General features: G+C 40.7%; 12 protein-coding genes. 1 reads left to right on the top strand and 11 read right to left on the bottom strand.

Translation table 11 applies throughout. The features are described from left to right. Positions 1–10: 10 nt before the first annotated feature. The 7 genes from ACO05G_RS11450 to ACO05G_RS11420 form a co-directional block, all read right to left on the bottom strand. The gene (locus ACO05G_RS11450; protein WP_421762903.1) at positions 11–1,207 is read right to left on the bottom strand and encodes a hypothetical protein; all 1,197 of its coding nucleotides are present in this window, start codon (positions 1,205–1,207) and stop codon (positions 11–13) included. Further along, positions 1,188–2,582, bottom strand: a complete 1,395-nt coding sequence (locus tag ACO05G_RS11445; RefSeq protein ID WP_421762902.1) for a hypothetical protein — start codon at positions 2,580–2,582, stop codon at positions 1,188–1,190. The genes ACO05G_RS11450 and ACO05G_RS11445 overlap by 20 nt, the downstream gene beginning before the upstream one ends. Next, complete coding sequence (locus ACO05G_RS11440) at positions 2,583–3,914, bottom strand: hypothetical protein (RefSeq protein WP_421762901.1); 1,332 nt, start codon at positions 3,912–3,914, stop codon at positions 2,583–2,585. Beyond that, on the bottom strand, positions 3,907–5,337 hold the full coding sequence (locus ACO05G_RS11435) for a hypothetical protein (RefSeq protein WP_421762900.1): 1,431 nt from the start codon (positions 5,335–5,337) through the stop codon (positions 3,907–3,909). Before ACO05G_RS11435 ends, ACO05G_RS11440 begins: the two co-directional genes overlap by 8 nt. A 2-nt stretch (positions 5,338–5,339) precedes the next feature. Beyond that, positions 5,340–6,425, bottom strand: coding sequence for a hypothetical protein (locus ACO05G_RS11430; protein ID WP_421762899.1), 1,086 nt, complete (start codon positions 6,423–6,425; stop codon positions 5,340–5,342). Positions 6,426–8,163: 1,738 nt separating this feature from the next. Beyond that, on the bottom strand, positions 8,164–9,294 hold the full coding sequence (locus ACO05G_RS11425) for a DEAD/DEAH box helicase (protein ID WP_421762898.1): 1,131 nt from the start codon (positions 9,292–9,294) through the stop codon (positions 8,164–8,166). A 69-nt stretch (positions 9,295–9,363) separates the two neighbouring features. Continuing rightward, the gene (locus ACO05G_RS11420; protein WP_421762897.1) at positions 9,364–9,792 is read right to left on the bottom strand and encodes a hypothetical protein; all 429 of its coding nucleotides are present in this window, start codon (positions 9,790–9,792) and stop codon (positions 9,364–9,366) included. Between the two features lie 76 nt (positions 9,793–9,868). Here ACO05G_RS11420 and ACO05G_RS11415 point away from each other — a divergent pair, with 76 nt between their 5' ends. Beyond that, entirely contained in the window at positions 9,869–11,071 is a 1,203-nt protein-coding gene (locus ACO05G_RS11415; protein WP_421762896.1) for a TlpA disulfide reductase family protein, read from the top strand. Positions 11,072–11,076: 5 nt separating this feature from the next. On the opposite strand, the gene ACO05G_RS11410 is transcribed toward ACO05G_RS11415, so the two are convergent. The 4 genes from ACO05G_RS11410 to ACO05G_RS11395 all read right to left on the bottom strand — a co-directional run bounded on the left by ACO05G_RS11410 (position 11,077) and on the right by ACO05G_RS11395 (position 15,549). Continuing rightward, positions 11,077–11,259 (bottom strand): hypothetical protein, encoded by a 183-nt coding sequence (locus ACO05G_RS11410; RefSeq protein WP_421762895.1) that lies wholly within the window; start codon positions 11,257–11,259, stop codon positions 11,077–11,079. A 97-nt stretch (positions 11,260–11,356) separates the two neighbouring features. Continuing rightward, positions 11,357–11,926, bottom strand: coding sequence for a hypothetical protein (locus tag ACO05G_RS11405; RefSeq protein WP_421762894.1), 570 nt, complete (start codon positions 11,924–11,926; stop codon positions 11,357–11,359). A gap of 84 nt (positions 11,927–12,010) precedes the next feature. After that, entirely contained in the window at positions 12,011–12,859 is an 849-nt protein-coding gene (locus ACO05G_RS11400; protein WP_421762893.1) for a LytR/AlgR family response regulator transcription factor, read from the bottom strand. Between the two features lie 5 nt (positions 12,860–12,864). Further along, positions 12,865–15,549 (bottom strand): CHAT domain-containing protein, encoded by a 2,685-nt coding sequence (locus ACO05G_RS11395; RefSeq protein WP_421762892.1) that lies wholly within the window; start codon positions 15,547–15,549, stop codon positions 12,865–12,867.

Below are 15,549 nucleotides of genomic sequence, written 5' to 3'. Positions count from 1 at the left end.
GTAGTAAGATTCATTGCTGATTCATTTCAAGTTTTTCAATTCTTTTATTTTGTTGGCTTAGCATGGTATTTTGAGCTTCAATTAGCTTCTGCTGTTCTATGGTATGCAACGTCAACTCCTCAATCTTCTTCAGCAGCAGCATATTCATTTCTCCCAATTGGATACCATTAGCTTCCATTTCTTTGGCAGATGGAATTTCCGGGAGGTGCTTGTTGGACTTGATGTAGGCGGCAGTTTCTTCGAGGGAGCGGAGGTCATAGTCTGGTTCGAATACATAGTCTGGCCCAGTTCCGGCAGCCACTTCTACTTTGACTTCTCTTGAATAGATTGTTCCTGCTACTTCTAGTTCTTCAGTGGGGTTGGTTGTGCCTATGCCTAGCTTTCCACTTTTGATGTATGATTTACCACCATCACCTCTGAATAGTACATTAACGGTATTTGAATTTGAATTATCCATGATTTGTAAGGAAGCAACTGATCCATGGCCATCGATTTTCACCATTCTGTCTGCTTTTATATTTCCTACTACTTCTAATTTTTCTGTAGGGCTAGTTGTGCCTATGCCAACATAACCATTTGTTAAAATTGACATCCTCGGTTTGTAATTTGAGATAAGGTGCAGGTTATGGTTACTTTCAGTTCCTATGAACCCTCCACCTCCATACCAACTTGAATGTGAATAAATGCCAGTAAGATATGCTGCACCAGAAGTTGAAGTAAGGATTTTCGAATGACCACTTCCTCTTACATCTAAAACTTTGCCCCAACCTTGAATGTTGGACGGAGTATCTGTACCAATTCCAACATTTCCATTCATAACATAAAAATGGGAGTTGGCCATTGTCCAACTTCGGTGAATTTCAAAGACATCTTTATTACCATTATTGTAATGCATATTTCTAAAAACCGTATAGTCATCATCACCATCGTTTTGAGTCTCTATAACCAATCGATTTTTGTTTGTTCCCCAGTTTTCAGAAAAGATATAAGATCGATCACCCGCTTCAGATTCAAACCTTATTTTAGCCGAATTTCCACCTAAATCCCCTAATCTAACATTAGTTCCGTCCCATCTCAGCATCGAACTCGCTCCAAAAGAACCGTTCTCGTTGAACTGAATTTGTTGGTTACTTCCTGCGGGTGCTTGTGCAAAAATTAAAGAATTACACAGAATTAGGATCCATGTTTTAATTACTCGAATCATCATTTTCTTGTTTAAGTTTCTCAATTTCATCTTTCAACTCAATTACATAAAGCGTCAACTCCTCAATCTTCTTTAGCAGCAGCATATTCATTTCTCCGAGCTGGACGCCATTGGCTTCCATTTCTTTGGCAGAAGGAACCTCGGGTAGGTGTTTGTTGGATTTGATGTAGGCGGCAGTTTCTTCGAGGGAGCGGAGGTCATAGGTGGGTTCGAATACATAGTCTGGACCAGGAACTGAAAGGTCCACTTTTACTTCTTGCGCGTGAACGGTACCTTTTACGGTAAGTTTTTCGTCTGGGTTGGTGGTGCCTATGCCAACATTGCCATCATGCTCAATCACCATTCTATCACTCGCTCCGGTTCTGAAAAGCACCCTTTGACCATATTGGGGTCCATAAGTATTCCCTGCTTCAATTAGCAGTGTATTTTTTGTTCCGGATCCCGTACCTGAGCCTTTTTCCAGTAAAACTTTTCCAAATCTTCTAGCATCTTGTTGATAAAGGATTAACCCTTTTCCATCTACATTATCAATGGCAATATTGCCGTTTTCTATCCATAGCTTTTCATTTGGTGAGATTGTTCCAATACCGACATTTCCGTTTGATGCTAATGCCAGATTATTTTGCCAATCCCATGAAGTTCCGGTATAGTACCTGGCTTGTAGTAACATTTTGCCGTCCGCCCTTCCAGAATTTGGGTTATCAGGTAATACCATTATTCGGCCATGTTGCCATGGATTTGAGCCATCGGTATTAGCAGGTAGCTCAAAACCTAATACTGCTCCTTTATTAACATCTCTAGTGCCTTTCGCTTCTATCAGCAGATTAGCATCTGAATTACTCGTACTTGATTCATCAATCATGTCGGATTTTACATGAAGCATGGCTTGTGGGCTTGATAATCCTATTCCCTCAAAGTGTGAGCTGATTTTTGTTCCAGATTGGAATTGAGAAGGGTCAATTTTTGCAAATGTAGGAGCACTTCCTCTAGGAGAAACAAGCTCATGCACGGTTATTTTATGCCAATCGTTTTGGGGTCCATGAAATCTTATCTCAAGGTTAAAGTTTGTTTTAGTGTTGGAGACAACCACATTGTCATTACTCCAAACCTGTCCTGAAAGTCGCTCTAGATGAAAACTATATGGAATGTTGTATTCAGAGTTTATTCTTAAATGATAAAGCTCGCTTCCTTGTCTTGAGCTTAGATTGATCAAATAGTCACCATGATGTGTGTGACCTAACTCGGAAGTAGAATGAGTGATTCGTAAACCAAAGCTGGTCGATTCCTCATTGAAATCTCCATTGTAGGTATATACCACGTTTTGGCCATACACAATACCTAATTGCAAAAGCAAGATGGATATGAAAAGTTGTCTCATTTAGTCTTCTTTTAATCTGTTAATTTCTTGTTGTTGTTTCTCATTCTCCTCTTTAAGCTCAATTACATACAATGTCAACTCCTCAATCTTCTTTAGCAGCAGCATATTCATTTCTCCGAGCTGGACGCCATTGGCTTCCATTTCTTTGGCAGAAGGAACCTCGGGTAGGTGTTTGTTGGATTTGATGTAGGCGGCAGTTTCTTCGAGGGAGCGGAGGTCATAGCCTGGTTCGAATACATAGTCAGGACCAGGAACTGAAAGGTCCACTTTTACTTCTCGCGCGTGAACGGTACCTTTTACGGTGAGTTTTTCGTCTGGGTTGGTGGTGCCTATGCCAACATTGCCAGAATTGGAATTCAGTATTACATCACTATCCCGTTGAACAACTAAGGGCATTTTGCTAGCCGTTTGTGTATAAATATAAAAGTCTCCCTCACTAATGTTATAAGTAGAGTTATCAGCATGAGCTACTCCAATTCTGATTTGCTCGTTACTTGAAGGAGTTTCAAAGCGAACTTCTGGCCATTCTGAAGATGATATTTTAAGATATTTGCGTGAGGTGAGGTTTCCAATTCTTGCATCTCCATTCACATCAAGCTTTTTCACGGGAGTGGTGGTACCAATTCCTACATTCCCTCCATCCTTTGCAATTAAAACTTTGTTTCCTCCCCAACCTATGTAAACAGGTATGTAAACTCCAGTTCCGTAATTGTAGGCATTAAGTCCGTGAATTCCTGTTTCACTTTGATTATACAGATATGTTGCTGAACCATTGCCATTGCTTGCAACTGCAATACCATTATTCACTAAAGTACTTGCCCAAGAAGCAATTGAACTATTGCTGGCGCCAACAGAAAGTTGATGGGTTGGAGAAGTTGTTCCTATTCCAACTTTACCATCTCTTTTAATCCGCATCTTTGGAGTTCCCCAAGCGATATCGGTACCTGATCCAGTTGAAGTCTGAGAAATGTGAAAGTCCATAGTCCCACCATTTCCGAAAAACATTATAGCACCTGCCCCTGATGAATAGTTTCCTACATTATTAGCAAACTTTGTATTGCCGAAAGTCAATAAACTTCCACTAACCATGCTTTGGCTTGCATAAGAATTAAACAAGATAGCATGAGAACCACTCCACGCTCGTGTAGCAATTTGGATGTTCGTATTCGTAGATCCATCTAAACCAGAACCAGAAGCATTGGTGGGCGTATTAATATTAAGACCATACGGTGAGCTTCCCAATGGCCTAGCATAACCAATATCTTCAGAGTTCTGAGCACTCAAGAAGAATATTGGAAAAATGGATATAAATGATAATAGTGATTTAATCATGATTGGTAAATCTTTTGAGTTTTTCAATTTCCTCTTGCTGAGCCTTTATTAGATTCATCATTTCAATCTGATATAAAGTCAACTCCTCAATCTTCTTCAGCAGCAGCATATTCATTTCTCCCAGTTGGATGCCATTGACTTCCATTTCTTTGGCAGAAGGAACCTCGGGTAGGTGTTTGTTGGATTTGATGTAGGCGGCAGTTTCTTCGAGGGAGCGGAGGTCATAGTCAGGTTCGAAGACATAGTCTGGCCAGGTATCTGATAATTCTACTTTAACTTCCTCCATAATGGCTTTTCCGTCCACAGCTAGTTTGTAACCGGATGGAATGGAAGTTGTGCCTATTCCAACATTGCCATATGCGTAGAGTGGGGCTGGATTAGCAGTAGTGCCTACTCTTACAGGATGTGTAGTGTGATATTGGAGATACAAGTCACCATAACTAGTGCTGGTGTGACTTTTGCCATTCACGTGTCTCGTCTTTATTTGACCATTTGCGCTTCCACCAACGTTTATATTTCCATTGACAGTAAGATGCATATCAGGTGTTGAGGTATTAATTCCCAAATACCCGGAATGATCCAGGGTCATTCTCTTTTTTAATCCATTATAGTAGGTGTAAAAGTGAAGCTTAGATGCCGTGCTTGTACCAAGTTGCTGCAATTGAATTTTACCGGTAGGGGACCAGTTGGATTTATTATGAAAATCTAAAGAGGTAGATTGATCAGAACCTCCTCCAGAATTAACTAAAGAAAGAACTCTTGCCTCTGCATTGGGAACTGACATCCCCAACTGGGCAATAGTTGACGGTGAATTAGTTGTTTCAGTTCCTACGCTAAGCTTTGAGTCTGGAGAAGTGTTAGCTATCCCGATATTGCCATTATTGGCTACCATCAATCCTGGAGTTTCCGTACTCGAGTCAAAGACAAGTGTTCCAGTTGGATTTGCTCCTACGTTTGCTGGATTTTCATAAATGGTGGGTCTAGAAGATACGATGGCTGATCCTTCATATACTCTAACACTTGCTCCCTTCCAACCATTGGAGAGAATGGATAAATAAACATCTACACTTCCATCAGTTTGCTGATAGGCTCTGACTCTTACCGACGCATAAGGTTGTCCATAAGTAGTATGGAGGTTGCCATAAAACACACCTCTATTTCCCATGTGGATTATTTGCTGAAATGTGCTGGAGGACCCATGGCTGCCTCCAAATAATTCAATCATGATTTTGTCACCCGTAGAGTTCGTACTCGTAGGTAGTGTGGCAATTTTCCAGTTTCTGTCTGTCGTACCACTAGACGATCTATCAAAAAAGAAAAGTTGAGCTGCGGCAGCTTGAGGGCTACTTCGCTCCAAATGAGTAGACTGGGAATAAGCTAAAAAAGAACTAGATGCCAGTATTAGACTTAGTAAGTTTCGCATTTTCATTCCTTTATTAATGAATCAATTATTGCTTGCTGTTTTGCAATCGTCTCATTTTGTTTTTCATTTTCTTTCTTCTGCTCAATCACATAAAGCGTCAGCTCTTCAATCTTCTTCAGCAGCAGCATATTCATTTCTCCAAGCTGGACGCCATTGGCTTCCATTTCTTTCGCGGAAGGAACCTCAGGCAGGTGTTTGTTTGATTTGATATAGGCGGCAGTTTCTTCGAGGGAGCGGAGGTCATAGTCTGGTTCGAAGACATAGTCCGGCCAGTTGGTAGCTTCTACTTTTACTTCTTTGGTACGAATGGTGCCGTTTACTTCTAGTTTGTGGGTAGGAGAGCTTGTGCCAATACCAACGCTTCCATTATCCTTTATGGTCATTTTCTCTGTTGGTGTTGATGATCCTGAAGTAGTAGTAAAAAAAGATAAATCTGTCGCAGATTGCCCGGTAGACCAATTTCCAGCTGAGACACCCCTTATTTCAGCCCCCACTTGTTCTCCGCCATCCGCACCGGTGAATAATAAAGACCCTAAAATATTATTTGCAGAAATGGTAACATCATCTCTATGTAAGTACAAATTACCTTGCGCAGTACCAGAACCATGTGACATAATCCCCATACCCGCAATATTGGGATTTGATTGATAAGGATTATTTAGGTTAGATCCAACTGTCAGATTGAAGGAAGGGTTTGTAGTGCCGATTCCGACATTACCTCCTGCATTTACTACGATATCGGCTTTCTGCAAACCGGAGCTAATTGGAAGTGCACTCGAGTATGATCCAGCACCAAATCCATAACTGTAGGTTTCCGGATCAAAGGCAATATCAAAATACCTTACATCAGAGCCATCGTTGCTTTTTCCTTGCAATCGCAGACCGCTGATTCCACCATTTTGAGTGGATATAAATCTGCTTATCAGACTTGAACTAGTTGCAACAGTAAGTCTCGCATCTGGTGATGAACTACCTATTCCAACATTTCCACTATTAAAGTAAATATTCGATCCTGTCGTTTGCCACTGAGCAAAAGAACATAGGCTAAGTGCTACAGCACCTGTGAAGATGAGTTGTCTGAGTTTCATAAATAAATGGATTTTAGAAAAATGGTGAGTTTGGTGGTTTGGTGAATAAAAATGACAGGTTAGGTTATCCGTTAGCTATCTACTTCTCAGTAGTAGTTGCTAGTTTAGGATAATCATCCCTTGTTTCAAATAAGGGAAACCATTACAAACATATTTATTCTCGTTGATTATTAAAAGCAATGTTGCTTCCAATGAACGAATGGTATGATATGAAGGATAAAGTGTAGCGTTCAGTGAACGAAGGACCTATCTCCTACCTTCTCCGCATTGGATAGTCCACTTTTTTAAGCCCTCGCTCTATTAGCTTTTCAATGCGCTTCATTTTATTGTTGTTAGTAGGAACATTACCAGTATGTGATCCTGAGCAAGGGAAGGGGATCAATATTAGTATGTCATCCTGAACAAAGTGAAGGATCTTCATATACGATTTCTTATATACAAACGCACAGATACTTCGACAAGCTCAGTATGACACCTTCGCTTTGGAGTGTTTTTCTTACGCCATTGCTGGTCTTGTGAAAACTATTATTAAAGACTCGTTGATGACAACCAACGAGGGCGAGACAACCCCCTAACCCCCTTTGGTAAGGGGAATACATTACTAGAATGTCATCCTGAGCAAAGAGAAGGGGGATCAATATTAGTATGTCATCCTGAACAAAGTGAAGGATCTTCATATACGATTCCTTATATACAAACGCACAGATACTTCGATAAACTCAGTATGACACCTTCGCTTAGATTGACTTTTTTTTGGTCTTGTGACCAACAATTCTTCTTAGCAAAGGCACGTAGGTGACAACCGACGAGGGCGAGACAACCCCCTAACCCCCTTTGGTAAGGGGGAATACATTACTAGAATGTCATCCTGAGCAAGGGAAGGGGATCAATATTAGTATGTCATCCTGAACAAAGTGAAGGATCTTCATATACGATTTCTTATATACAAACGCACAGATACTTCGATAAACTCAGTATGACACCTGCGCTTAGATTGACTTTTTTTTGGTCTTGTGACCAACAATTCTTCTTAGCAAAGGCTCGTTGGTGACAAAACCAACGAGGGCGAGACAACCCCCTAACCCTCTTTGGTAAGGGGGAATACATTACTTGAATGTCATCCTGAACAAAGTGAAGGATCTTCATATACGATTCCTTATATACAAACGCACAGATACTTCGACAAGCTCAGTATGACACCTTCGCTTAGATTGACTTTTTTTTGGTCTTGTGACCAACAATTCTTCTTAGCAAAGGCACGTAGGTGACAACCGACGAGGGCGAGACAACCCCCTAACCCCCTTTGGTAAGGGGGAATACATTACTAGAATGTCATCCTGAGCAAGGGAAGGGGATCAATATTAGTATGTCATCCTGAACAAAGTGAAGGATCTTCATATACGATTTCTTATATACAAACGCACAGATACTTCGATAAACTCAGTATGACACCTGCGCTTAGATTGACTTTTTTTTGGTCTTGTGACCAACAATTCTTCTTAGCAAAGGCTCGTTGGTGACAAAACCAACGAGGGCGAGACAACCCCCTAACCCTCTTTGGTAAGGGGGAATACATTACTTGAATGTCATCCTGAGCAAAGAGAAGGGGGATCAATATTAGTATGTCATCCTGAACAAAGTGAAGGATCTTCATATACGATTCCTTATATACAAACGCACAGATACTTCGACAAGCTCAGTATGACACCTTCGCTTTGGATTTTTTTCCTAGAAGGATTTACCTTCTCCGCATCGGATAGTCCACTTTTTCAAGCTCCCGCTCAATCAGCTTTTCGATGCGCTTCATTTTGTAGTTGTCATCTTTGCTCACAAGTGTAATCGCTACCCCACTGGTTTTTGCTCGTGCTGTTCGTCCAATCCGATGGACATAATCAGCTGCATCGTTGGGAACGTCGTAATTAACCACCAGGTTGATGTCCTTGATATCTATACCTCTGGATAGGACGTCTGTAGCGACCAGAATACGTAGTTTCTTAGCTCTGAATTTCAATAGGATTCGCTCACGCTCATCCTGGTCCAGCATGGAAGAGATTCCTTTTGCCTCGAGACCGGCTTTCTTCAGGCTTTGCACAATCTCTGAGACTTTCTTCTTGGTCGAAGAGAATATTAGGATGCTCTCGAATGCATCATAGCGACCAATGAGTTTACTGATTAGTTCGCTTTTGTAACCCTCTTCAACCTTGTATACCTCCTGGCTTATATTTTCAGCAGGCTTTGCTAAGGCCAACTCAATCTTTTTGGGATCCTTTAAGACCTCTCTCGCAAGCTTCTCAATTTTAGGAGCCATCGTGGCGCTAAACATAGAGGTTTGATTCAGGTTTGGTAAGAACGTGATGATCTTCTTGATGTCATCATAGAAGTTCATGTCCAGCATGCGATCGGCTTCATCCAGGATAAGGTGGGTAACCTGATCAAATTTTACATATCCCAGGTTCAGATGTGAGATAAGCTTTCCCGGTGTGGCCACAACCACGTTACTTCCCTGGGTAAGTGCTTTCTTTTGTTGTGTAAAATCGGAACCATCACCACCGCCATAGATCGCGATCGAGTGAACAGGAAGGTAATACGAGAAGCCCTCAAATTGCTGGTCGATTTGAATAGCCAGTTCCCGGGTAGGCACCACCACGAGCACTTTTACATCTTCACTGGGATTTTGAGCCAGGTAGTTGAGTGTTGGTATTACAAAAGCTGCAGTTTTACCTGTCCCTGTTTGGGCACACGCAATCAGGTCTTTTCCTTCTAAGATGGCAGGAATGGCTTCCTCCTGAATAGGGGTGGCCTCAGAGAAACCCATGTGATCGATCGCTTCGATGAGTTGATCGTCGAGGTTGAATTCTTTAAATGTCATTGAAGGCAAAGATGCATTAATCCGTAGAAATAAAAATCCCCCTGAAAAGGGGGATTAGTAAATTTATTTTTAGCTGAGCCAGCCTGCGGCCGTTCCTTTTTTAGCGAGGAATACCAATGCAATACCTATCGCCAGGGTCATGATCGGCATGACTATGCCACCTGGTCCATACACTTCCATGGAGTTACTCATAACTACATTGTAGAACATCTGTACGACAATACCTGCCACTGAAATAATAAGTACTGTTTGTGCCAGTTTCTTTCTGAGTAATAAAAGCAAGCAGCCTAAAGCTCCTCCCCATACTGCAACTGCAAATGCTGCTGTAACCCACGCCGGAGTTTGATTAATCAAGTCTTGCATGGCTTGCTCCATCTGTGCAATCACATCATCAGACGCATATGCCTGACTTAGGTAGGCACCTACACCCAGAAGATTCCATACGAATGCTAAAATGCTTACTACCCAAAACCAGGTAGGGGGTTTTTGATTTGTCATGATTTAATTTAGGTTGGTCAATAGAATAAATATACCTTATTTCATCCAATAGCGTAGAACTTTCTAAATTGATCCCATGAAGTCCATACTTGTCACTTTACTTGCTTTTTTTACTTTTCATACCTCTGCTCAGATCATAAAACCCGGGCAATGGCAAGGAATTGTACACTACTCTGGAGCCCGAGTACCGTTTACCATGGAGATTGGTTACCCGTTGGGAGAAGTCCCGGAAATTACGTTCGTAAATGGTAAGGAGCGGAGAGTGGTCCAAAATGCTATCATTGAAGGCGATAGCATTTTCATCCCTCTTGACCCGTTTGATGTTGAGATCAGGGCGAAGTATTTCGCTATGAACTTGACTGGTGTATATGTAAAATACTACCGCAATCAGCGAATGCCATTTACAGCAGCGTATGGAAAGTCACGGATGACAAAGAGAAGCGTACGTCCCACAGCTCCAATAGAAGAGAGGTGGAAAATTACCTTTTCGCCAGAATCTTCCGATATGTCAAAAGGAGTGGGGCTTTTTAAGCAAAAAGGAAATGTGGTGACAGGGACGATAATGACTCAGGTAAGTGACTATCGTTATTTTGAAGGTATTTTGGATGGAGACTCGATGAAGCTTACCTGCTTTGATGGTGCACATGCTTTTGCATTCTATGGTAAAAAAAGCGAATCTGGATGGCAAGGTCAAATGATCTATGGAGATGGGTACTCGGAAGAATGGAACGCGGTGTATGATGAAAATGCGCAATTGACTGATCCATTTGAAATGGTGCAGGTGGAAGCGGGCTCACAAAAACCGTATTATGATTTACTTGGGGCGGGTCAGGGAAAAGATGCCATAGATCCTACTGAATATGAAGGTAAAGTTTTAATAATCCAGTTATTTGGTACGTGGTGTCCCAATAGTCACGATCAGACCAAATATTTAGTGAACTGGTACAATAAGAACAAGGATAAGGCGGTAGCCATACTTGGGTCCTCTTTTGAGGCAAACTATTCCCAAGAGTATGGATTGGAGCGATTGGGTCAGTATCGGGAAATGAACGACATTCCCTATGATCTGGTACTGGGTGGTAGACTAAGTAAAACAGGTGCAGCCATGCCATTTCCATTCATGCAACGAATAGAAGCATTTCCTACACTTATAATCCTGGATAAACATGGATACGTTCGTCATGTGCATAGTTATTTCAATGGCCCGGCAACAGGTGAATATTACCAGGCATTTGATAGGCGATTCAATGAAATAATCGAATCATTACTTTCCGAATAGCGACATCAGGAAGTTTGAAGCTCCAATTCTTCTACCAGTTTATAGTAGTCATCGGACTTCAATAAGGCAAACTCTGTTTCATTATTATTTGCTGAGTCGTCATGGATTATCCACTCCTTTGTATCAGCAATGACACGCCCTTTGCCATAATCACTTTCCACCATGTCACCGATTTTTATCCTCTTCATATCAATCGATTTCAGGTCAATTAGGAAGAGTAAGGTGCTGATTTTTTTTGATTTAGGTGTGTCTTAATCGAGACTTCTTGTAAAGAATCACGATATCTTACTCCTGACGTGTGCAGTAAATCTTCCAGGTTGGATACGAAAAAGTCTCGGTAGTATTCACCCACTCACCAATCCAGTTAAACCCATTGTTGGAAATGTTTGAAAAGGTAAGCCGGTAAAACCCATCCATTCCATTGGGAGCTTTTTGTTCTCTGTATAGGATAATATCCCCATTTTCATTTTTATCCCCTTCCCAGCTTGATAAGGTAGGTGTAGCTACGCTTGATGAGTAGTAATGAACGTACCAGCTAGCACTATCAGCATTGTATTGCCGGATACTGCCCGAATGGGCACCATCTTCTTTCAATGTTTCGTCTTGTACAGCCAGCCCGTTCATGATGTACTTGAAAGTCCAATTCATCATCACAGTATCTGCCCAGTTGTTTTGATCTACACGTGCCACGGATTTGCATTTACATAAACCGATCAACGGTTCAAAATCAGCAGTCTGCTTAGGGGCTTCAGGATTTAATCTTCCAAATGGATAATCTTCTGAAGGCTCATATTCATATTGAGCAGTAAGCGAATTTGTTATTAATACAAGGATGATAAGTGAGAGTGTTTTCATGAGTTTAGCATTTTTGTAAACTAAACTCAGTTGCAATCAGAAAACCTTATGCAATGCAGTAAATGACTTATAGTTTGCAGCGAATCAGCCTGATACATCCTTTATTCGGAGTTTAAGGGACTTAACACCTGTTTTAGAAATGGGAATTTCTGTCTCATTTAACAGCCTGACTTTTGCGGTTTCAAAGTTCACCTGATCCAAATAATCCAGGTTTAGTAATGCAGAGCGATGGATGCGTATGAATCGGTAAGGACCTAGTTTTTCCTCCAGGGTTTTTAGACTCTGCCTTAGGGTGAAAGAATTTCTTTCTGTATGAATTTTCACACAATAATCGTCTGACTGGATCCAAATAATCTCTTCTAGAGGAACGGGTTTTAGTTTATATCCCGTTTTCACATTTAAATGCGGAGTTTCTTCCTGGCTTATTGCTTGTTGCAGGTCACTCGTTTTTCTTTTAAGGTTCTTGATTTCAATACTCTGGTTGCTAATTGTTTTAACCTTAGAATGATTATAAAGCCAAAGTACCATCAAGGTAGAAGCCATGAAGAAGGTCAACCCTTTCTGAAATAGAAAAAATTCATAGAAGGAAAAGAAATCAGTTAATCCAAGACTTTGAGAGAATAGCGAATGTAAGCTTACAAGGCAAAGTGAGATTAAAATAGAGACGAAAATAGTAAGGCCAATACCCGTCCATCTTTTATTAGTCAAATTACCTTTTTGAAATGTCTTTTTCCAAAGAAGCAACCCGATCGGAACATTAACTATCGCCCATAATGCCCATCTGATCAAATGGTTGCTGAGAAGAGTAACAAAAGAAACAGAACCGGTTTCATTAAGGTCAAATGTGTCTAAGTAGTATTTCTGTTGTGCAGCATCAAAGAATATAAGTCCGATAATAAATGAGATAATCAGGATGGAAGCTCGCTTATCCATGACTTTTACATTCCTACCAAAATGAAAGGAGCCCAGAAGTATGGTCTTGAGTATTCATCGGTATTCAATAATGAGAGTTTTGCTTGTCTCAATGCTGCATTGTACCCGTGATGTTCATTGTTGAGGTTGTATTTGTAGAACTCGATCATCATTTGGGCTGTGCTTGCATCTGCTACCTGCCAAAGTGATACTATGATGTTATTCGCACCTGCGTACTGCAATGCGCGACTTAGTCCAACAATACCTTCTCCTTTTGCGACTTTACCCAGCCCTGTTTCACAGGCCGAAAGGGTAACCAGGTCGGCATCAATATTTAGATTATAGATTTCACCTGTGTACAAGCTTCCGTCTTCTTCCTCTCCAGGTTTTAAGAATATACGTGAAAGTGCCGGCTCGGACTCATTTACAAACCCATGAGTAGCAAAATGAAGGTATCTATATTTTCCAAGGTTCTCTTTTTTAAAGTTTGATTCACTTGCTTCACTACCTATACAGACTTTGGTTCCACAATCGCTACCCATGAATAGATACCTGATTTCATCTATTTCCTTCTCAGAACCAGGAAGAGCAGACATTTTCAGTTCATTTGTCTCAAAAGAAATCGGAGCTATCAATAGAATTTCAGGATTTATTTGCTCTTCATCACTGATACGTTCATTGAATAGTGTTGCTGAATAATCATATGAAACGTGATATTTTTTGATTAAAAATTTCGTTTCCCGGAAGTTTTCAGATTCGTCATCAGGATCTATAAAGGCTTCAAATGGGAGTGTGCCGAGCACACCATCCGGGAGAATGACTAATTCGTTAATAGATGATGGGAGCTCCGGGATAAGTAGTGAATAGAGCGATTTAGCTGTTTTGTAAAAAGCGCTTTTACTGTTGTACTTGATTGCGTTTCTTAATCCAGATGTGAGTTTTTCAAAATCTTCACTTTTGGCTTTTCGAGTTGCGCTTACTCCCTTTTTAGTGACAATGAAAGTATACACGTCATCTTCACCTAGAAAATAAGAAAGCATGGCTGCCCCTTGAGTCAGATGTTCTTGTACTGATGCAATCGAAGCAATTGCATTATCATACTTAAGCTTATAATACTCCGGATAGTTTACTTCCAGATCGCTTATAAAGGATCTGTACGTGTTTTGATACGAAAACAACAGATCCTTCATTTCCTGATTCCCGGCATTTTCTTGCTGAGCCAGCTGTTGTTCCAGAAAGGATATTTCATCTTTCAGGCTGTCCTCAAGTTGGATTTGTTCTTCCGGAATACCTGCGAATTTTTTAGCTTTTGATTCCGTAATTGCTTCCAGTAAAACTGAGGACTTACTACGCTCGCAAAAATCAAAAGCTGTTTGCAGGTGCTTTTTCTTGTTGAAGCTTTGCTCACTTAAAATCAAGGATAATTGGATGCCGTTCTCGTAAACCTCTTTTGCAATTTGACCTAATCTCAGTTTGTCTTGCTCGTTCAGCCTATTTCTACGAATTGTTGTAATCAGATCATCGCACTTTTTGTATGTATCAATAGCACCGACTATGTCTTTAACATTTAATGACTTTTCGAAATGAAACGCCTCTAGACCTATTGCTTTTGCTTGTAGCGTCCTTAATAAAATATCTCCATTGAAGTAGTTCTCAAGTGTAGGTAAATCATAAAGGTCTGTAAATGATTGTTCTGGAAGGTTGGCATAAATCGCTTGCTGATAAAACTCTACCGAGGTTTTAAATTCTGCCTTTGCTTTGTATATCTCACCAATCAGGTAATAGGTGTTTGCAACATCAGGATGCTTTTCACCAAACAGACTGATATATATCTGTAGTGCCTCTTTTTGATTAAGAAGTGCTTTTTCATATTCTTCTTTTTCTAAATGCACACGTCCAATAATGCTTTGGATATAGGCTTTATTTGGATGATCTCCTTGGTAAGTAGCTCCGTAAATCAGTCGTACTTCATTTAGGATGCTCAAAGCCTCATCAAATTCTTCCTGCTCAATATTCGCAAAAGCGATGTTCAAACTGGCTCTAAGTGATCGTCTGCTATCATTTCCAAGCTCTTTTTCAAAGATGGCTTTTGCTCTGTTGAAATAGATGATCGCTTGAAGTGGATCGCTTTTTAGAAAGACCTGACCGAGATTGTTATATGAATTCGCGACCTCAATGGATTGTGGGCCAAATATCTTTCGTCTCATTTTAAAGGCCTGCTCTAAATACTGAGTTGCTAGCTGCCTGTTCTCATTGTTGTTATAAACCTGGCCTAACGCATCCAGGCAATTTGCTCGAGCTTCAGAATCTTGCTCGGTGAAATTTTCCTCTGCTTCCAGTAGATTTTCCAGGGCATCATCATTATGACCCAGGTTTAGGTTACTAAGGCCAAGTATAGTCAAACATCGGGCTCTCAGAATATCCTCGCTCGTTATCTCATTGTTGATAAATGCAAGCGTATTTTCGGCCAGGCTTTTAGCATGAAATGGATCACCAGCTTCCAGCCGGCAATTAATCATTTTTATATGTGAGTCAACATATTCCGGGTATTGCCCATTTTCAAAGAGGATATCTCCTGCTTCCTGATACTTATTATATGCCTCTAAAAATTGTCTGTTTTGATAAAATGATTCCGCTTCATTTAGTTGTACTTCCTGAGCAGCACTGGTTAGAAATACAATGGAAAGAGCTGCTGTGGTAAGAATACGCAT

Origin of the sequence: Ekhidna sp., assembly GCF_965227465.1 — a bacterium.
Lineage (GTDB): Bacteria > Bacteroidota > Bacteroidia > Cytophagales > Cyclobacteriaceae > Ekhidna.
The sequence above is the reverse complement of the archived record's forward strand: the minus strand, read 5'-3'. Positions and strand labels throughout refer to the sequence as shown.

Bases quoted from the DNA above. Each gene is read 5' to 3' on its own strand.
- ACO05G_RS11450 (WP_421762903.1), bottom strand. From the start codon at position 1,207: ATGATGATTCGAGTAATTAAAACATGGATCCTAATTCTGTGTAATTCT.
- ACO05G_RS11445 (WP_421762902.1), bottom strand. From the start codon at position 2,582: ATGAGACAACTTTTCATATCCATCTTGCTTTTGCAATTAGGTATTGTG.
- ACO05G_RS11440 (WP_421762901.1), bottom strand. From the start codon at position 3,914: ATGATTAAATCACTATTATCATTTATATCCATTTTTCCAATATTCTTC.
- ACO05G_RS11435 (WP_421762900.1), bottom strand. From the start codon at position 5,337: ATGCGAAACTTACTAAGTCTAATACTGGCATCTAGTTCTTTTTTAGCT.
- ACO05G_RS11430 (WP_421762899.1), bottom strand. From the start codon at position 6,425: ATGAAACTCAGACAACTCATCTTCACAGGTGCTGTAGCACTTAGCCTA.
- ACO05G_RS11425 (WP_421762898.1), bottom strand. From the start codon at position 9,294: ATGACATTTAAAGAATTCAACCTCGACGATCAACTCATCGAAGCGATC.
- ACO05G_RS11420 (WP_421762897.1), bottom strand. From the start codon at position 9,792: ATGACAAATCAAAAACCCCCTACCTGGTTTTGGGTAGTAAGCATTTTA.
- ACO05G_RS11415 (WP_421762896.1), top strand. From the start codon at position 9,869: ATGAAGTCCATACTTGTCACTTTACTTGCTTTTTTTACTTTTCATACC.
- ACO05G_RS11410 (WP_421762895.1), bottom strand. From the start codon at position 11,259: ATGAAGAGGATAAAAATCGGTGACATGGTGGAAAGTGATTATGGCAAA.
- ACO05G_RS11405 (WP_421762894.1), bottom strand. From the start codon at position 11,926: ATGAAAACACTCTCACTTATCATCCTTGTATTAATAACAAATTCGCTT.
- ACO05G_RS11400 (WP_421762893.1), bottom strand. From the start codon at position 12,859: ATGGATAAGCGAGCTTCCATCCTGATTATCTCATTTATTATCGGACTT.
- ACO05G_RS11395 (WP_421762892.1), bottom strand. From the start codon at position 15,549: ATGCGTATTCTTACCACAGCAGCTCTTTCCATTGTATTTCTAACCAGT.